14 protein-coding genes are annotated in these 20,163 nt (G+C 50.3%); 1 reads left to right on the plus strand and 13 read right to left on the minus strand.

Annotated elements, in window-relative coordinates; all coding sequences use genetic code 11:
- Positions 1–109: 109 nt before the first annotated feature.
- Entirely contained in the window at positions 110–2,809 is a 2,700-nt protein-coding gene (locus ACR0KL_RS20960; protein WP_480555557.1) for a PA14 domain-containing protein, read from the plus strand.
- A 154-nt stretch (positions 2,810–2,963) separates the two neighbouring features.
- Here the strand turns inward: ACR0KL_RS20960 and ACR0KL_RS20965 are convergent, their stop codons facing one another.
- The 13 genes from ACR0KL_RS20965 to ACR0KL_RS21025 form a co-directional block, all read right to left on the minus strand.
- On the minus strand, positions 2,964–3,743 hold the full coding sequence (locus ACR0KL_RS20965) for an SDR family oxidoreductase (RefSeq protein ID WP_170681476.1): 780 nt from the start codon (positions 3,741–3,743) through the stop codon (positions 2,964–2,966).
- A complete protein-coding gene (locus ACR0KL_RS20970) occupies positions 3,736–5,304 on the minus strand; it encodes a GMC oxidoreductase (RefSeq protein ID WP_480777466.1) in 1,569 nt (522 codons plus the stop codon). Before ACR0KL_RS20970 ends, ACR0KL_RS20965 begins: the two co-directional genes overlap by 8 nt.
- 321 nt (positions 5,305–5,625) lie before the next feature.
- Complete coding sequence (locus ACR0KL_RS20975; protein WP_170681479.1) at positions 5,626–7,092, minus strand: hypothetical protein; 1,467 nt, start codon at positions 7,090–7,092, stop codon at positions 5,626–5,628.
- A 145-nt stretch (positions 7,093–7,237) separates the two neighbouring features.
- The gene (locus ACR0KL_RS20980) at positions 7,238–8,443 is read right to left on the minus strand and encodes a glycosyltransferase family 4 protein (protein WP_170681481.1); all 1,206 of its coding nucleotides are present in this window, start codon (positions 8,441–8,443) and stop codon (positions 7,238–7,240) included.
- Between the two features lie 76 nt (positions 8,444–8,519).
- Positions 8,520–9,416, minus strand: coding sequence for a hypothetical protein (locus tag ACR0KL_RS20985; RefSeq protein ID WP_170644073.1), 897 nt, complete (start codon positions 9,414–9,416; stop codon positions 8,520–8,522).
- A 63-nt stretch (positions 9,417–9,479) separates the two neighbouring features.
- The gene (locus ACR0KL_RS20990; RefSeq protein ID WP_170681483.1) at positions 9,480–10,331 is read right to left on the minus strand and encodes a CpsD/CapB family tyrosine-protein kinase; all 852 of its coding nucleotides are present in this window, start codon (positions 10,329–10,331) and stop codon (positions 9,480–9,482) included.
- 14 nt (positions 10,332–10,345) lie between these two features.
- Positions 10,346–11,905: a GumC domain-containing protein gene (locus ACR0KL_RS20995; RefSeq protein ID WP_170681485.1), complete on the minus strand. Its 1,560-nt coding sequence runs from the start codon at positions 11,903–11,905 to the stop codon at positions 10,346–10,348.
- A complete protein-coding gene (locus ACR0KL_RS21000; RefSeq protein WP_480555553.1) occupies positions 11,902–12,912 on the minus strand; it encodes an ExeA family protein in 1,011 nt (336 codons plus the stop codon). Before ACR0KL_RS21000 ends, ACR0KL_RS20995 begins: the two co-directional genes overlap by 4 nt.
- A 335-nt stretch (positions 12,913–13,247) precedes the next feature.
- Complete coding sequence (locus ACR0KL_RS21005) at positions 13,248–14,552, minus strand: glycosyltransferase family 4 protein (protein ID WP_170681487.1); 1,305 nt, start codon at positions 14,550–14,552, stop codon at positions 13,248–13,250.
- The gene (locus ACR0KL_RS21010; protein ID WP_170681489.1) at positions 14,549–15,595 is read right to left on the minus strand and encodes a glycosyltransferase; all 1,047 of its coding nucleotides are present in this window, start codon (positions 15,593–15,595) and stop codon (positions 14,549–14,551) included. Before ACR0KL_RS21010 ends, ACR0KL_RS21005 begins: the two co-directional genes overlap by 4 nt.
- 7 nt (positions 15,596–15,602) lie before the next feature.
- Entirely contained in the window at positions 15,603–16,949 is a 1,347-nt protein-coding gene (locus ACR0KL_RS21015; RefSeq protein WP_480777467.1) for an oligosaccharide flippase family protein, read from the minus strand.
- An 11-nt stretch (positions 16,950–16,960) separates the two neighbouring features.
- Positions 16,961–19,066, minus strand: coding sequence for an NAD-dependent epimerase/dehydratase family protein (locus tag ACR0KL_RS21020; RefSeq protein ID WP_170681493.1), 2,106 nt, complete (start codon positions 19,064–19,066; stop codon positions 16,961–16,963).
- Between the two features lie 17 nt (positions 19,067–19,083).
- Positions 19,084–20,064 (minus strand): glycosyltransferase, encoded by a 981-nt coding sequence (locus tag ACR0KL_RS21025; protein ID WP_170667801.1) that lies wholly within the window; start codon positions 20,062–20,064, stop codon positions 19,084–19,086.
- Between the last annotated feature and the right edge of the window lie 99 nt (positions 20,065–20,163).

Here is a 20,163-nt window from a genome sequence, read left to right on the forward strand (position 1 = left end):
GGGTGATACCGGCGGTGACACGGGGACCGGGGACAGCGGGTCGGGTGATACCGGCGGTGACACGGGGACCGGGGACAGCGGGTCGGGTGATGCCTGGACAAGTGGACTGATGGCTCAATACTTTAGTTTGTCCCATGGCGTCTCGCGGCTTTCAGATATTGATTTTGATGCGCAACCTTCCGCAACAGAAAGCGTTGACAGATTGGCGACACGATACGCTGAAGGTAGTTTCTGGAGAGGGGGGGCTACAGATAATTTTGCCGCGCGCTATACCGGCAATCTGAATGTTGCCACGGCGGGCCTCTATACATTCTTCCTGACCTCGGATGATGGTTCCGCACTTTATCTCAACGGCGAGCCGGTGATCGACAATGACGGTCTGCACGGCGATGTCGAACAGCGCGTTACGCTGGAGTTGGATTCCGGATCGCATGATATTGAAATTCGCTATTTCGAGCGGGATGGAGATGCGTCCTTACAGTTGGAATGGTCCGGTCCGGACAGCAGTGACCAGCGTCAGGTCATCGAAGGTGAGGCGTTTAGTCATAACGATGCTGGTGGGAGTGCCAACTCGGGTGAGACCGGGGGTGGCGGAGACACAGGATCAGGCGACGCCGGTGATAATACTGATGGTGCCGACACAGGGTCAGGCGATGCCGGTGATAATACTGATGGTGCCGACACAGGGTCAGGCGATGCCGGTGATAATACTGATGGTGGCGACACAGGGTCAGGCGACGCCGGTGATAATACTGATGGTGGCGACACCGGTGGTCTCGCGGGCAGCACTGGTTCTATTTCCGACCCGTCGATCGGAGTCGGATTGACAGGGATTATCGATTGGTCAACCGAGAACCCTTTCATTGATGTATTTAAAACGGCTCGAGAATGGATAGGGCATGAGCCAGATCGGTGGGGAGGGGTCGAATATCAAGAGCTTTTGGATGCCGGTGTTTTGGATGAGAATGGTTGGCCTATGGAAATCCCAAGCGGTGTCGACCGGATCGGAACACATATTTTGTCGGTCCAGCCGGCTGAGGCGACATCACTGGCTGGGCGCTACCGGCTAACTTACGATGGCGAAGGCGAAATCGCCATTAACGGTGCGCGTAATATCGAATATGGAAACGGCGAAATCTGGTTTGAATATATTCCGGGCGAGTTTGAAACTGTTGGTATAGATATCTTGCGGACCGGTTCGGATGGTAACCACATCCGGAATATTTCGGTCGTTCACGAGGACAATATTTCAGCGTTCGAAGCTGGGGAAATTTTCAACCCTGACTTTGTGGAGTTGATTGAGGATATGCGGTCCCTGCGCTTCATGGACTGGATGAATACCAACAATTCCACTCAGTCGGAATGGGCGGACAGACCAGAGGTAGACAGTTTCAGCTGGACCGGAGGGGCCGGGGGTGTTCCGGTCGAAGTTATGGTGGAACTGGCCAATCTGACCGGCACCGATCCATGGTTTAATATCCCTCATCTTGCAACGCCCGAATATGTAGCAAACTTTGCCACATATGTTCGTGACAATCTTGATCCGCAATTGAAGGCACATTTCGAATATTCGAATGAGGTCTGGAACTGGATGTTCGAACAGACTCAATGGGCGAATGAAATGGGGCAAGAGCTTTGGCCAGGGCAGCAAGATGCGTGGCTACAGTACTATGCGTTGAGATCTGTGGAAATGGCAGAGGTCTTGGACCAGGTTTATGGGGCAGATGCAGACGGACGTCTTGTTAAAGTGATTGCGACGCAAACCGGATGGCCTGGCCTGGAAGAACCGATCCTGAATGCGGCTCAATGGCTTGCAAGCGATGCTGATCAAGATCGGGCACCTCATACCTATTTTGATGCTTATGCAGTAACGGGTTATTTTGGTGGTTCATTGGGCAATGAGAAAGCAGCAACCGTCAGGGAGTGGGTTGTCGAGTCAATCAGCCGTGCAACGGCGGATGCTGATGCGCTTGGTCTGACCGGCGCCGAGCGCTCTGCCTATCTTCTAGAGAACCAGTATAACTATGCAATGGAACTGGTGGTTCAGGAGCTTCGTGATGGCTCGATAACGGGCGATCCCTATGGGTCACTTCAGGAATTGTTCGGAGAGTTCGCTTATCACGCGCAAGTCGCTGAAGCCCATGGAATGACCATGGTAATGTACGAAGGTGGCACGCATGTTGTCAGCGGATTCGAGTGGGTGAATGATCAAGTTCTGAGCGAGTTTTTCCAACACCTTAACTACTCCGACGAAATGGGCATGCTCTACATGGAACTGCTTGAGGGATGGAGAGATGCGGGCGGAACGATGTTCAATGCTTTCGTTGCTGTTTCGGGCCCCTCGCAATGGGGCAGCTGGGGCGCGCTCCGCCACCTCGATGATGAAACATCTCGTTGGGATGCCCTTGTCGAGTTTAACGCGCAGAATCCTGCGTGGTGGGAAGTGCGGGCAGAAGGGACATTCTCGGATGCTGTGGCCTCAGAGGAGAGCATGGCGTATGATGCTGAAGGGTCCGACCCTGAACAGCTAACAGCAAATGATGACACCGCGACCACTATTACAGATCAGGCGGTATTAATTGATGTTCTTGCAAATGATGACAACCCGTTTGATGTTCCTATGGACCTGATCGAACTGGGCACCCCCAGCAACGGTACTGTGCTCATTCAGGACGACGACACGGTCCTTTACACTCCGGATTCCGAATTTCTGGGAACAGACAGTTTCGACTATTGGATTTCGGATGATCAGGGAACCGTTTCACAAGCGACAGTCACGGTTACGGTAGAAGAAACCTGGGATTTATAGCAAACCCCTCTGTACGTGGCATGCCTTCCATACCGTATCAAGTTCCGCTTGATGCGGTATGATCACAGAACGCTAAAGCTTTTGGTAGTCGAGCAGGCCAATGAACTAGGCTGTTCCGAGCTCACAGGAGGAGTTCTTCAAGCACCCACGGGTATTAGGTGGATGTTTCAGGCGCTATGACGCGCGGCCTAGGTCTTTTGAAGAGTAGTAGGTCTTTTAGACTTTGTCGAAGGGACCGCGGCGGTAATATTTCTTGGTTTCGCTCAAATATTGTTCCCATGAGACTTCTATCGTGGGTCAAGGCGAGATGTGTTCCCCAGATGGCCGCGTCGTCAGGGGAAATCCCGGTGGGAGCACCCATATCAGTTGCAAGTATGCCGGGCATCCATGTACTGATGATAATATCGGGGTAGCGGTCACTGAGATCAGCGATTAATGCTTCGCTGAAGATACGTTGTGCTCCTTTTGAAACACTGTAGGCGCTACGTGTTGGCTGTGGTGCATCTCCAGCAAAACTCGACACATTGAGGATACGGCCAAACCCTGTTTGCACCATGCTCTCAAGAACAGCGCGGGTTACTGTAACAGTACCGCCTAAATTTATAGATACCGTTTCTGCAAAGCTATCTGCTGTCTCATCCAGAAAATCTCTTTGGGGATTAACCGCAGCATTGTTTACGAGAACGGTGATTGTACCCAGAGTTGCGTTGATGTCGGACACAACCTCGCATACTCTTTTATTATCTGTGATATCAGCATGATACGGATAAAACATGCGTGACCCGGCTAAGTGCCGTGTTTGCTCAAGGGTTTCAATCCGTCGGCCAAGACCAGCGACGCGGATACCGCTTTGACATAGTCGCAACGCTAATGCTTGACCCAGGCCGGAACCGGCTCCGGTTACAACTGCAACCCCTTCCTTCAAATCAGCCATGTGTTTCCTCGCCAAAGCTTTTTAGAATGCTGTCGGCAACACGCAAGGCGTTTGAGGCGATCAACAGACTGGGATTCACGCCGGTGGATGTTGGCATGAAGGACGCATCAATCACATAGAGGTTCTTGATATTATGTACTTGGCAGTTCTTGTTAAGAACACTTTTTCTTGGGTCATTTCCGAAACAGAGAGTGCCTGTAGGGTGCCCATAGTTTAACTCGGGCCGTGGGTTTAAGAAGAGAGTGTGCAAACCCTTCATTTTCTTAGATATCTTCTTCCTAAATCTTTTCCGCCGCGCCAGAAGCTCTGGTGAAAAATTATATTGGAACCTCACAACATCTGGGTCAGATGCCTTGAGAATTCTATTTTCCGGATATGGATAATCTTCAAGTGAACCCACAAATATTTGGGCGCTACCAAGCATTTTTATTAGCACTGCAGCTGGTATTCGATTGAATTGACGCAAGACAGGAACAAAGCGTAAGAAAGAACGGTCATACATCTGATTGAGGGCATGAACGATCTCACCATAAGATGCGGTGGTTCCAAGTGCTTGTACAAGCCCATAATGCTCGGCATCAAAAGTATAAAAATCCCGCACTGTTATGGTCTTGGTTGTTGCTTGCGTGTGGCTTGGCAGCCAGAGAGCGAATACCTCATTGAGGTGGAACATCAGATTTCGTCCGACGAGGTCATTTTCGTTGGCGCATCCGTTTGGCCAGTATTCTGAAGCTGACTGCAAAAGCACATGGGGGGATCTTAGCGCCCCTGCGGACAGGATGTAACGGTGTGCCCTGAAGGTCAGCACCTCTCCGTACCTTCGGGTCTCAAGTTCCGAAACGCTGCTGCGGGTGCCTCTTATTCTGGTTACATCGCAATTGTCCAGAAGAGCCGCGCGACCTGTTGACAGGGCGGGTTCCACCCCTGCAGAGCGCCCGTCTTGTTTGCAATTATAGGGGCATTTTGAGCCGAAGCAATTCTTGCAGTCTGAAATTGCCTTTACTGCAGTGTGGCTCCGGTATGGATGCAATCCGGCCTCTTGCAAAGAGGTTATGATTTCCCGCTCGACGTCAGTATCCTGCGGTGTAGGACGCAAGTTGACAGGTTCAGATGCCAACGGATTTTGCTGACCGAACACACTGTAGAGCGACCGCGTCTTGTCAAAATACGGCTTAAAGTCGTCGAAACACACCGGCCATCCACCCGTCGGGTGTGGTATTTCATCAACGTCGTCTAGATCGTGTCTTTCAGGCTGTTCAAAAGCTGCGGCATAGAAATTTGATGAGCCTCCAACGCCAGACCCTAACGGACCAAAAAACTCGACTGATGTGTTGTCTACGACGGCTTGAAAAGGCTTTGGCCAATAACCGCGCACCTCTCGAGCTGCTGGATCGGAAAGCGCGTAGGAAAAGGATTGTTGTTCGGCCCCTGAACCCTTTCGGCCTTTTTCGAGAAAAAGTACTGACAAGCCCGCCTCCGACAAAGCTCGTCCGATCGTTCCGCCACCGATGCCCGTCCCTATGACAATCACATCCCAAATTTTCTCGGTGAGCTCTTTCATGCGGCCTCTTTGGAGATTGAGAGACAACTTCTAGCGAAATACATCACGGCGTAAACTATGATGGGGTGGAGGGGAAAACAAAACCGTCTCTGCACCTTCGTAACCATCAGCTTTCCTGATTTCTTAGCGACAGCGACTTCTGACGAGGGCGGAGGAAACTGCGACATGGGAAACTCTGACTTATATTAGCTTTTGCCCTCAATACTTTAACAGATTGCTCCAAAAATGTACGATTTTCAAAAGCCTACTGTGCGTAGAGCTTGGATCTGATGAAGCACTCAGCAGGCTGGGAGAAAATAGAAACTCTTAACTCTGCATTCTCTAACTTCGACGTGTCCGTGTTATTGGCGTTCTCGGTTTTGGCTGTATCTTCTCTGGCAACACTTTCTCTTGAGAAGGGTTATTGTACAGGTTTTTTCTGCAGTATCCGATGAGAGCGCCAGAGATTAGGTACATGACAGGACTCAAAGCAGCATTTGGAATGGAATCGATGAGATTTGCTGCCAAAACGAGCGACAAACCGACCGTGGCAATCGGTAGCGGAGTCTTTTTGCGCCGAGCGTACAGAGTCAAAATCGGAAACGCGAGTAAGCCAAACAGGGAAAGGTATCCCATCCAGCCAAAGGCGCTGATCGTTATTATCCAAATACCATCAGAAACTGACAGGTTCTGACCTGTTTGCGGATCATATACTGCGCCACGGCTCCACAGTCCCCACCCAGCCACAGGTTTTTCCATGGCTCTTTCTAAAAGGGAGTCCTCCATATCGACACGATATTCAAGTGAGCGTGAGCGTTCCTCATTAATCTTGGCCGCGGTCTCTACGAAAAACCGGGTAGGAACAATATCGTGATGGCGCAGTAGTGGATAGCTTACCAATAGAATTGAAGCCAAAGCTGGTATTATTAAAGCTCTTTTTACTCCAAAAAAAGAAATGAAAAATACCGTAAATACTGCAATAATAAAGGCGCCAAAGTTCTTGGATAGAAAAAGAATTATAAGAAGGTAAGTGGTTGCGTAGAAATACAGTATGCCATTTTTTGATTTCCCATATTCCTTCCATAGAACAGCTGAAGCGATGGTTGCTTTACATAGAAATATTCCGACCCACAATCCGTGCAGAAGGAATACAATTGGCCTATACCCCCCATTTCGAATGTGCTGTTGAAAGCTATGTGGGAAATACCCATAAACCCATCTGTTTAACTGCGGGCTTAAACGAACTTCCAGCAAGACTAATGCGGAATATAAAAGGGCCGCAATGCATAGTGCTTTTAAGAGAGCAATATGACTTTCCGGTGTTGCTAAATATTTATCAGCAAGTAACAAGGGGAGTATTGTGAATAGTAGTAGTCCACACAATCCAATAGCGTCATAAAAGCTTTGACCGGGTATATATGTCGGACCAACAATGATCGGTTCAAAGTTGGTTACTACAGTCACAAACGGGGTAATGAATAGAAAAAATAAGAGAGATCTATATACTAGATTCGCGCGGTTCGCTTTTGGCTTCTCTGATATGGCTACTTTTCTTGCCGATTGTTTTCTACGCTTGTCAAAGAACAAGCATGCAAAGAAGCAGGCTAGGCTTGGGATTGTGGTTTTGTCCAATATAGGAATAAGAGGCATATCCAACCCGAGCCTACTTGGGAGCAATAGGTAGCCAGTCAAAATAGAGCTAATAATAGCGGTTTGAATTTGCAATTGCTTAAAAAGAATAAATACAATGACCGGCCATCCGAATAGTGCGAGATAGGCTAGAAGATTTGGCGTAATATCATCAAACATTCTTTTATGCTTTTACTGTGCCCGGCTTGCTCTCTTCATATCATACGCTTGTGGATAGAGTTGCTCTCATGCTACGTATGCGCTGATTTGCTTTACCATCAATTTTTCTGTTGTAGCACTCGACTGTTTTCCTTCACATTTTCGGCTAGATCACCCCATCAAAACCCTTTTTCGTTACGCCACGAGCTGCGATTATCGAGGCAATCTGTTTTCCCCATGCGTCCCAATTTAGCCTCTCTTCATACTCTCGTCTGGTTGATTTGCGCAATTCCCGGTATGAGGCCGGGTCGTTAACATATGTTAGGATAACGTCTGAAAAGTCCTCGGAATCGGATCCTTCAGCTAAGGCATGTCCGTTAACGCCATCTCGTACAGGTACGCCTCCCACGCGCAAACAAAGTGATGGTAGAGCATAGGCAGACGCCTCGCAGAAGGCGAAGCCGTAGCTTTCAAATGACGGTTGAAGCAAAAAATGCGCTTGCTGCAAAGTCTTCTCAAACTGCTTGAATTGCTCGGGGTCATTTTTGTTGAGATGCCCATATAACTTGACGTGTTCATTTATGTGCTCTTCTGGCGGCGTTGTGCCAATGACTTCCAGTCTGGCATCAATGCCTCTGGCGCGCAAAGCCATCATTGTTTCAAAAGCAAGTTGCCCGCCTTTCGCTTTCCAGTCCCGGCCAATCAATAGCAACTTGACAGGCCCAGTTGACGAAAACTCAGATACATCACTTTCATATCTGGTTGGCGTGGTATTCGCGCCCCAAGGTACCATGACAGATTGAGGAGGAGCCAGACCATAACGAGCATCAGCGATAGACTTCATCCACTGTGAAGGCCAAAGTAGAAGATCCATTGAATTAAAGACTTTCCTTTCAGCCCTATAAAATAAGGGGTCCAGATAGCGGGACAGTCCAAAATAGCTGCCAAAAGCTTGCCCAATCTCGGACTCTCTATACGTCGTCATCGTGGCGTCTGATGTATAAACTCTAAATACATCGGATGAACTGACTACATTTGCTAGTGAATGAAACGAATACGCCCCAAATAACAGGTCATATTTTTTCTGCCTGAGCTGTCTGTTTATGCCGATTGCAATAATGCGCGAAAGCAGCACATGTACACGCCATTTCAAACGGATGTTTAGGGCTTCGGGTAAAGCCTCGATCAAACGATAAATCGGCTTCGCCAATCCCCAGTCGTTGTTCAAGATGTGAACTTCACCTACATGCGTTTCCAATGCTTTGAATATCTGAGCGTTACCACCTGAATAGACATTTTTGTCCAAGGGCGATCTATCGCATAGATAGGCTATTTGCAGACGTTGTGGCATTGATAAGGCGTCTATTTCCATTTTTTGATCAAAATTGACCCAAGGAAACACCACCTTTCGACTTATCGGCTAAGGTGGTATTCCCATCTGTTTCTGGCTACAAACCGTATTCGGCAAGTAAGTCTGGTATTGTATTGGCGATTTCAGAATATGCTTTTGCGACAACAGGATGCACCGATTGAGGAGCGACAAACTCTGATGGCAGCGGACTGTCGAAAATAGCCGCGTAGGTGATCATTGCCGCAAGGAAATACAGTGTAGGCGTGCCATGCGGGGCGTCATCTAGGTAGAGATCTTGAGGAGTTAGCTGATCCAGTGGCGTGCTTGTCAGCAATTGTGAAAGGACTGTCGCCACCGGGATAAGTTCGACAGTATGCTCTTTTGGTAAACCGTCGATATAATCAACGTACCAGTCATGGTATGCGCCGGCATTGTATGAGTAGTACTCTTCCATACCGCTTGGTCCGGGAGGGAAGCCGTTGCCGAACCCGGCAAGTTCCGCCCATCCTTCATAAATATAGAATTTGGCAGTGGGGCGCGCCTTTGCAACCAGCCCCATGAGCTTTCCGGTTGCCTCTACCGGGGATGTCTTTTCTCCGTCGTCCACATAAAGTGCATCTGGGGACTGCCATTGGATGAAATTGGCCGGAACAATGATGATCTTATTGATACCGGATCTGGAAAACCGGGTCTGCTCACTGTCCCAACCCGATCTAACAGCCTTGAAAGACCAGTTTGGAATGGGTTCGGGATTGGATGCAAAATTTCGGAGGAATCCCCATTCACCGTCCAGAGTAAAGCGCTGGCCTTGTTGGCTGGCCAATAAGGCCAGCCAATGCGGAACCGTGGTGGTATCGCTGTCGCTCAGATGATGAAAGAGGCTGTTTCCGAAAACATAGATTTTCTGCTGTTGTGCCTGCACCGATAAGGCCGGCACAAAGCTTAGGAAAGCGCCAAGGAAAACCACTCGTTTGATGATCTGTAAGATAAACACTCTGAACTCCACAGTAAGGTTTATTGACCTTGCCAATCGTATAACGCGCGACTTCTGCAAGGATTAGTAACCGTAGCTATCCTCTCGATTAAGATACCTACATTTGTTAAGAACAACCCCCATCAGGTTACTGCGCGTCTCAATCTCCTGCTTGCATTTTTCAAGCTCTTCCAACGTGGTGTTCTCGGCGGCTGCCACCAGCAACACCCCATCAATCTGATCGAGGAAAGCGAATGTATCATCGCATGCAAGCATTGGTGGCGTATCAAACAATATGACATTCGGCATATAGCGCGCTTCTAGATCGTCGATGACATGCGCGGCGCCTTTTTCTTGTAAAAGCTCGGCAGGGCTTTCCGCTGGCTGGCGCGTTACAGCAAAAATTAGCTTCTCATCGTAGCACACCATATGTTCTTCCGGCGCGCTATTGCCTCTGAGCGCATCGGGAAAGTTCAGTTGCTGAGCAAGCCCTAGTGCTTGGGCAATGGAGGGCTTGCGCATATCCAGATCCACCACCAATGTCCTGAGGTCGCGCTGGCGCGCTAATGCAAAGGCCAGATTCATGCAAAGGGTTGTTTTTCCGCAGGCACTGCCTGGTGAAGTGATCGCGATGCGGCTCCATTTGTTGGCGCGCATTTGGTGCAACATACGTGTTCGCAATGCATCAAAAGGCGCAGTAGCTCCTCCCGCTTGATCCGTAACAATCTGGGCGTTGCGCAGGGTTTTGGGCTGTAGGTGTAGTTTTGGTAGCTCTCTCCAGAAATGCTTGCTCCCTTCGGTCTCCCGAGCCGGAGTGGCTTGCGGTACTCCGGTTGCAAGTGCCGTAGCTTTTTCGGAAACGAAATCCTGCTGCTCGGGAGAACTCTGTTCTCTGGCTTTGCGGGCTTTCTGAATGGCTGACTGAATACGCTCCATATCAGTACTCTCTTTTACCCAGCTTCAAAGCGGCCAAGGATCTCTCCAAATCCTAACTTTTCCACCAAACCATCGGCTATCAGATTAAATGGCATATAATGCAGGTGGATCAAATAAAGGCTACCGCACGCAATAACCCCCATAACAACAAACAATAGTGCTACTTTGCTACGTCGTAGAGCGGCTTGCTTCGGTGTCTCCATGTAGGGGACTGCGCCGAACACCTGTAGACCCAGCTGTGATGCCACATCCGAAGGCCGCCGAATTGTGCTGTTCAGCAGTTCCATGAGCAGAAATATCCCGCCAGCCAACCCCAAGCCACCGGCCAACCCTGCGGCGACAATGAGTTTGCGCTTTGGTTCTGCTGGGCTTGTTGGCACAATGGCTTGTTCGGCCACCGATATTCTTTGCCCACGTGACTGTGCTTCAATCTGATCTCCAGTACGTGCATCTGCGAGGCTCGCAGTGGCTTGGGTATATTGTAACCGTAAATTCTCGTAGTCGCGTTCCAATGTGCCTAGCGCTATAGCATTGGTTGGTGTTGCATCAATGGATATCTTGAGAGCGTCCAACTCTGACAGAATGGTGTCTCTCTCTCCTTCAATGAACTCGATTTGCCCATCTATGTCCGATAGCTGCAATTCAAAAGCTGTGATGTTCGGAGCAGTTTCGGTCCCTAAACCAAGCTGGATATTCGCAGCCTCCAGCGCTGCGATCTGAGCTTGTAGGGATTTGATCCGAGGATTCTCCGGAGAATAGATTACCAATGCAGAAGCAAGCTGGTCTTGGAGCTGCCTAAGTTGACGCTGCTCTGGAGTTAGACTCTCACCAAGGATATCCGGTCGACCTGTTCGTTCATATATCTCAACCAGGCGAGAGCGCCTGTCACGCAAGCCTGATAGTTCACGCTCAAGTTGCAGAACACGCTCTTGCAATGAGGATTGCCGGCTGCGGCGATAATCCAAGCTATCGGGCAGGGCATCTTTATGTGCCTCTTTGAACTCAAGTATTTTTGCCCCCTGCACGCCCAATTCGTCATCCAGCCGGGCCACCTCTTGAACAAAAAACGCCAGCGTTTGCCCCGTCGCCGAAGTTCGCATAGCCATGTTTTCTCGTAGAATTTGCTCCGCTAGCTCGTCAACAACCAGTGCCGACTTCTCACCCGTTGAGGCGTCAAACGATATCGGTACAAAAGAAGCCCGATTGCCCACACTGAAAAATGGCAGCTCAATGCGGATGCGCTCCCGCATATCTTCAACGATTTCCTCGGACGACAGGCCTGGTTTGTCCGCATGCAAATCAAAGCGTTTTGATAGCTCCAGAAGATTGTCCTGGGTCATAATGCGCTGTTGGATAACTTCGAGTATTTCGACGACGCTGGCCTGAACGGTTGACGATGCCAATTCGCCGGGAATTTGTGGGGATTCGACCACAAGTCGTGTTTGTGCCCTGTAAACCGGGGGTAAGGTGACCGCTACAAACACCCCGGCAATCGTACAGACTAAAACTATGATTGAAAGATAGGGCAGTCGTCGAAGAAAGAGCGACCAATAAAAGCGGATTTCGTCCATCATGACTCAAGGTCGTCCTTCCGGTCGTGCAAGCTGGCTGCAAAAAATGCCCCATCATCCAAAACGCGCTGAATCGTCTTCACATCAACTCTCTTTTGTCCTCGTGTGAATGCGTAAACCATTGCGAGATCACATAGCTGGTTAACGAGGCGCGGGACACCACCAGTCATCTCATAAACCAACTGGGTCGCGGCCGGACTGAAAAGGTTTTTCATAGCACCGGCGACCTTCAACCGATGTCCGACATATTTACGCACTGTACGCGCATCCATTGCATTAAGATGAAAACTGGATGCGACGCGTTGGGCGAATTGTCTTAATTCGACACGGTTAATGATGTCTCGAAGCTCTGGTTGCCCAACAAGAACAAGTTGCAAAAGTTCATCTTTATTTGAGTTGATGTTCGTAAACATCCGCAGCTCTTCCAGAGATTCCGAGTTTAGGTTTTGAGCTTCATCAAAGATCAGGATGACCCGGCGACCTTCAGCGTAGACCTTGATCAGATAGCTCTGAAAAGCTGCAAATAGATCGACATAAGTCGCGTTGGGAGGGGCGGGTTGATCCAGGGCCATCAAGACCCAACGCAGTAGTTCGCCACGATCACCATGTGCATTGGCTATCAAGCCAATTTTTACATCATGCTCTACCGAATTCAGAAGATGATGCAAAAGCGTCGTTTTACCTGCACCGACATCTCCAGTGATCAACGTAATCGGAGCGCGAGTCAAAATGCCATATTCCAGCATGGTATAAGCGCGCTGATGGTTTTCAGACCAGAACAGAAATTCAGGGTCCGGTAACAACGAAAACGGGCGCTCGGTCAGTCCAAAATGTTCATTGTAGATATCCAACGACGAGCTACCGCGCGCGGCAGCTTGATGGTTTTCTGGTTTATGGCCAGGGTCGATACTCAATGTAGTTTGCCCGCTTTGCCCGGAGCGCTTCGTCACTGTGCCAATCCGAGGCTGGCTGACGGGCGCAACGATATTCCCGGTTGCAACTTTACCCAACTGATACACCTTATCACACAACACTTTCCCGCACACAGTATGCGAAACTCACATCGGGTCTTATACACCCAAATACTTCACCCCATCTTTGTCGAAGACGGTACTAACCTATGCCCCATCATAGGACACGGGAAGACGTACATGCATTCACTTCTTCGTCGCACGGAGCGCATGAATATTTATTTCAGACGTGTCAGGCGCAATTAATATTTACTGCAGAACACATCAGTGTATCACGCCGAGATAAAAGTACATTTTTGATCGCTTTGCATATCAATTGGAAACAAATCTCTAACACGTCTCGGGCCGCTTATTAAGGTGCCTCTTATGGCAGACTATTCAAACGGAGTGGGCCGCTCTCCTCTCTGCCCCAATACCCACTCATACACTTGAAGCACCTGTTCGGCCTTTTTATCCCAAGTGTACAAGTCAAAAACGCGCCTTCGCGCCGCCTGCTTCCTTTGAACAAGATCTTCAGGATTAGCGATGGCCTTCTCTACGATTTTACGCAAGTTGGCAACAATACTGTCCCGGGATCCAATTGGAACAATGAATCCGGTTTCCTGTGTAACAAGTTCTCCAGGCCCACCATAGCCGACCACAATTGGAACCACACCCAATGACATTGCCTCAAGAACAACGCCTCCACCAAATTCTCGGACACTTGGAAAGGTAAACAGATCGCAGTCACGTGCGATGGTCTGCACCTGTTCATGTGCAACAAACCCATGGAAAGTGACACGGTCTGCAATACCAAGGTGATCCGCGAGTTTTTCGAGGTCCGCGCGCATCGGACCATCACCGATAATGTCGAGTGTGACCTGTCCAGATGATAGAAAACCGGAAATTGCTTCCAATAACATGTCCGGCCCTTTGTACGGAACCAAGCGGCCGATAAAGCAGGCGCGGATCGGGTGTCCGATATCTGGCTTTGGGCCAAGCGAAAAGCGGGCAGGGTCTATCGCGTTTTCAGGGATGTAAGTGCATTTGTGTTGTTGGTTGTGGGGGATTTCACTTTGTGTGTGCCGCGAGCCGCAAATAATGGCGCGCGTCGCGTTCAAAGAGCGCCGTCGACCTGGGGCAAACCTATATATTTTGCGAATATAAGATAGCCATTCCCGCTCTCTCCAGCGTTCGGTCTCAAAACCGGCTGGCCAAGGGATGCCACCGTTGATCGGGCCTATCATGAATGGCGTATCCACATGTTCACATTTAGTAGCAAGCGGGCTGACTACAGTTGGACTGAGAGGCGTGATCCGATGAACGAGATCAAACTTTCCCTGCTCTATATCGGCGCCAAATTTCTCGAACACCAGTTTTTCAAAGAACGGATATGCCAAGGCTCCTAGTGCCATGACTGTTGTCCAGCCTTTGCCTCGCCCCATGCGCAGCGCTGTTCCGATCTTGTCAGCCTTTGCGGCCCATTGCTCACTATCAATGGCTGTAAAATCTTCACCTTCAATCAGTCCAGCCCTCAGAAAGGCATCGCGATTTCTAATCTGTGTAACAATATGTGCATTGGTTCTTTGAGCAATAGCACGGGCAAGCGACCACCCGACAAGCGGGACGCTGACCCATTCTGGATTGGCCTCTTCTGCAATTAAGAGAGGCCGGATTTTTAGGTTGGTTCGATCGCTCACAGGGCTATCACCGCAATAGCGTCTACAGCCGCTTCTCTGAGATTCGATCGCCCACTACCATTGCGGCGTAGGGAACCAATATAGTCTTTGTTGAGCATCCCCAAAAGCCGCGCTGGAATGCTCCTCTTTTTAAATATATTCAGCCGGCAATTCATGTAGTCTAATTCTTGTTGATAAGCTTCCCTGACATGTGGGCTTATCTCGTGACCGTTCTCCACCATCCAGTCGATTGTCTCTAATGCCTGTTGCAGAATTAGAGAGTGAACCTCTGCCTGTTTCATTCTTTCAACTGCTTTGGCGCGCACTCCACCACGTAGTTCTACCAAGTCGTGCCCGGCTTCAGAAGTTGACGCTGAATGGCGTCTGAACTTGAGTTGTGGTTTCTTTTGGAACAGCAAATCACCAGAAAGGCTAGCTGAGAAAGGGATTGTAAAATCAAAGCAACTACCAAACTCTGAAAACTCAAAGCCTGATTTCTGATACATCAAGAGAAGGTCAGACAAAGCCTTTCGGGAAAAAAGCATCTGGTGCCCCCAGGCATGTACTGCATTGAAAACAGCAGGCGATATCAGGCATTTGTCTCGTTTGACATCATAGTAAATCGGGGCAATTTCCTGCAAGTTGGCATCACAGATGTAACTGGGGCTGCAAATCAGATGCATCGTGTCATCTAAAATTCCATTTTGAAATTGTAGCAACCTATCCTCAAGCCAAACATCGTCCTGATCGCAGTAAGCTATGTAATCCCCGGTGCAACTCCTAAAACCGCACAGAAAATTCTGCACGATCCCCACGTTACGCTCTCGCTCTATAATGTGTATTGGAATGGTCGACGTTTGTGCAAACTCCTTTAGTATCAAGACGGTATCGTCGGATGATGCATCATCCGAACAAATGATTTCATCGGGTGGTCGTGTTTGCGACAATATGGATTCGATGAGCGCGCCGATGTAACGCTCTCCATTGTATGTAGCGATAGCTACGGAAATTTTTTTGTCGCGCATATATTGTGACATAAGGTTGGAGTCCGTTTCTTTTATCAAAATAGTCTCATAACAGACTCAGTTCCGATAACGCGCCTCGATTTATCCAAAGCGCCGCCCCAGACAGGCAAAGACCAGCGCCAAACCATATCATGTCATGCGCCCCATCCCAGGCGGAATGTTTGCGGGCCAGCCAAACAAGAACCGGATACGTTGCTACATGGGTCGCCAGCTGTCCCAGAAATGCCCCAACAAGCCCCAAGGTGCTCACGCCAAACAGAAAAAATGCGATATAGAGCGTGGCTCTTACAAACTGAAATGTAAAATGCCTTTGCGAATCCCCAGCTGCAAGCGCGGCGGGACTGTAAGTTATAGTGATTATGTTTGGAATATTCAGACAGGCCATCACCACAACAATTGGTCCAGCCAGCCAGAAGCGGGAATCATACAGCATTTCCACAATAACCACCCCGCCAAATACAAGAGGCAGTTGAAGTATGAAAAGAAACCCTGTCAGGGCAAACCTAGCCTTTCTGATTTTAGCATAGTTTTGCGCAGAGGCGGCTGGGGGTCTTTCCCGATACATCGGGATGAGCATCTTGTTTGTAACAGCGGCAGCAAGAGCGGTTGGGAAGGTCGCGAGAAAGAAGCCTATGTTGTAGATTCCCAGGTTATCCGCTGTGAGGTATTTCCCCAAAACTGCTTTGTCGCCCTGGGTTAAAATAAACCCACAGAGCGTGCTGAGGAGGATCCATCGACCGAAAGTGACCAGCTCGCCAAGCGCGGCCTTGTGCCACCTGAATCTGTTCCTGTTCCCCTCCAAGAATACTGTCATTAAAACAAGATAGACAAACGCTGAAAATACACCGCTGACGACAAGCGCCCATGTCGACCGGAACCACCAGGCTAAGACAATCGAAAACACCAGACTGATAATCTGCGTCAAAAGCGCAAGAATTGTATAGCGACCGACGGCCAAATGCCGGGTTGCCGTCTGTATCTTTGTGGGATTGAGCCCAGACAGCAAAAGTGTCAAGCCGGATACCGGCAGCGCTACGGCCAAGAAAGGTTCATTGTAGAAAATTGATACAGGCCAGGAGATTGCACAGCATGCGATCCATAACAAACCCCCACGAATGACCTGTAGTGTCCATGCGGTGTTAAGGAAGTCAGGATCGTCTCCATTCTTGCTGCGCTGAATGGAAACTGCCGTTCCAACATCTGAAAACATCTCCAGGCCAAGGACAAAAACCATAATCAAGGCCATCAGTCCAAAGGCTTCGGGGAACAAAAGCCTTGTTAGTATCAGGTTCGAGCCGAAACGAACGGCCTGATAAACAACATGGCCAAGAGCTGACCAAGCCGAACTTCGAAGAAGCCTGGCGTTCAGGCCCGTACCGAAAAATCTTTGCAAACCCCAAGCCATCAGAATCCAAACAGGCTTACACTATCCATACTTTTCGCGACAAATTTCTCTGACGAAATTTCAGGCTGCCAGCCCAATTCCCGTTTCGCCTTCTGATTGTCGAAACGGGAAAAATGTGCCCTAGATTTCCAATCTTTCAGAGAGGTGTAAGGCGTATTGTGCTTGCGTAACACATGTCGTTTTAGCAAGTATTTCAGGCTTGAAGCCATATAATACACATATGGGTTGCCCGCATCCACGCTAATGCGTGCGCCTAGATGCTCGTTGATCGCATCAAAATACCCTCGGGCGGAAAACATTGGCTCGCCTGTCAGATTATAATTCTGACCGATCGCACCTTCCGTTTCGATCATACGCACCAAACCATCGGCAACATCATCGATCAGCACAAAGGGCAACACATTGCGACCGTGGTTCCAGATACGAACCGCGCCCGCCCCGTGCCACCGGCCAATCCCCCAATGCTGCAAAGGACCACCTTCACCGACAACGATCCCAGGGCGCGCGATCGTCAATGGCAGGTTTTGCTGGTGCTGCATATCCAGCAATCGACGCTCAGATTCCGCTTTTGACCGGGCATAGAGGTTCCGATCTGTCATATCGTCAGAAAAACCGGTCTGTTCAGTGATCACTGTATTCGGGTCCGACATATCATACGATGCAATCGTACCGGTGTAGACAAATGCCTTGACCCCGGCCCGCAATGCCGCCTCAGCGATGGCAACTGTCACGCCCACATCATTTTTCAGGCAATCTTCCCATGTCGAATCCAACGACTTGCCCAAGTGGTAGACAGCGTCGATCCCGTGCATCGCCCGATCCAGATCTTCGGGGTTCGTCAACGAAGCGGACATGATTTCAACCTGCTTGGGCAGATCGGCAAACGGTCCCGTGCGTCCCCTGCTAAGGACCCGCACATCCCGCCCTCGTTCGACCAGTGCCCTTGTCAAAGCACGACCGATAAACCCGGTGCCGCCAATAACCAGCACCGATGGCTTGGGATCACGCTCTCGCTTGGGCGCTGCCCCCTGCTTGTCAGGGGGCAGCATGGCCAGTACATCATCTATCGCCTGCATGACCGAAACAGCGCTTGCGCCCGAGAACCTGCGATCGATCGAAGTACCGGACCGTATAGCATCATAGAATGCACCCAGGGCACCTTGAAAGCTGATGTCATAGGGAGATTTGCGATTAAGTGAGAACAGCTGACGCGATGCGTTTGTGGCCCCCTCTCTCAGGTGCTGCCAAGACAAGCCTCCCTGCCTCCGCAAACCATTCACGATAACATCCGAACTGTTTTCAGAGCACCTGACCAACGTATCGTTCGCGTAGTCGAACTGTGCCATGCCGCTGGAGCCGCGAACCGTAACGGACCGGTCCTCAGTTGTTTCAACAAGCGACAGGGAAAGATTCAGATCGACATGTCCAGCCCGCGCCATGATCCGCCAACTCTGTGGACGGACCCCGCCAGCCCCGGGTATTTCAATAGGCTTGCCCAACGAGACGTGTTCGATATCAGGCACCCCAAAGAGATCATTCGCGAAACCAAACAGGTGTGGACCGAGTTCCAGCAGCAAATTTTCTCGGGATCGGAGAAGCCAAAGGCCAAACGGTCCAGACCGTAGCGGTGCCAGTGGCAAATTCCAACGGATATCAGCTTCGGCAATCCGTCCCAGTTGACCTGTCTTGCACAGGTCCTGAAGCCTTTGATATTTCGGGCTTCCCATGAAGTTATGCCCAACCCCCAGAACGCGATCCGCTTTGTCGGCGGCTTCGGTGATATCCCGTGTTTCCACTGAGGACAGGGCAACAGGCTTTTCGATGTAGCAATGCAGCCCGGCCTGGAAAGCCTGCACTGCTAGTTTCCGGTGCAAGGGCGGTGGCGTCAGAATATGAATAGCATCGCATGCCCCCGATGCGATCAACTCATCCAGACTGGTAAAAGCCTGAGCTCCCGTCGCCCCTGCCAGGGCCTGCGCGGCCGAGGCTGACACATCACAGATCGCGGATAAGGCAACCCCCTTGGTGGCGCGGATTGCATCTACATGCCTTGAGGCGATATTCCCGGCGCCAACGATCCCGGTTCTGACAACATGCCCTACCATTGCACTACTCGTTCCAATTATTTGTACTCAATTATGCTCATGTCGCGATCAAAGGCCCGACGCCAGTAATAGACAGCCATACCAATCATGTTTGGTACCTTAGACAACGATAAATAAACGGCGTGATGCCATGCCTCGTGTCGGGGCAAGCCCGCGCTGCTCAACCCTCTGATCGTGCGCCAATAAGACAAAGCGTACAGCCCGATCACGAAAACAAGCAGCAGCCAAGAAATACCAAGCCCGGCCAAAGCAAGCAGAGGCAGTATCAATCCATAGACCCACACCCTCTGGCGTTCCCGTCGGAAGTATTGAGGATGCAACGCCCCAACCTGTGCAAAGCCGTGCCCGCTGCGTATGGCGCGCTGCCACCATTCCGAAAACCGGGTCATGGCAGCATCATGTTGAGTCATCGGGCAGGGTAAGCGCCTTATCTTCCACCCTGCCGCGCGAATGCGGACACAGAATTCGTCGTCCTCGGCTGCAATGACATTCGGATTGAACCCTCCGACCTGCTCCCAAGCGCAGCGACGCACCATCATATCGCCACCACAGGTCAGGATATCTCCAGCAGGGCGATGCCATTCGAAGTCACACAAAGCATTGTAAACGCTTCGATTGCGATGAATTTCAGCGCGCCACCCAGTCACAATCCCTAAAGTGCTGTCTGCACTCAGCGCCTGCACTCCGGCGTCCAGCCATCCGGGAACAAGCGCGCAGTCCCCATCGATAAACTGAACATACCTTGTTTCAACACCACGCGCTTCAAGCGCTTCAAACCCGGCATTACGCGCGCGCGCCGCCGTGAAGGGCCGGGACAAGTCCAGCTCTGTCACAATCGCCCCACGTGCCCGAGCCTCAGCGACACTGTCATCCGTGGATCCTGAATCTACATATGCTACGGGCACATTCTGCTCTGCTAACACATCAAGACAGCGTACCAGCCTTGCGCCTTCATTGCGACCAATGACAACAGCAGATATCAATGTCTCAGCCTGCATATCCTCAGCACCACGTTTTCGCTGTACCAGGCCCCTCAGGCCTGCAATCTGTTACTGGGTCGATAATCTGTCGCATCTTGGGGTACAAAAAATTCAAAG

It is taken from the genome of Ruegeria sp. C8, assembly GCF_056537565.1.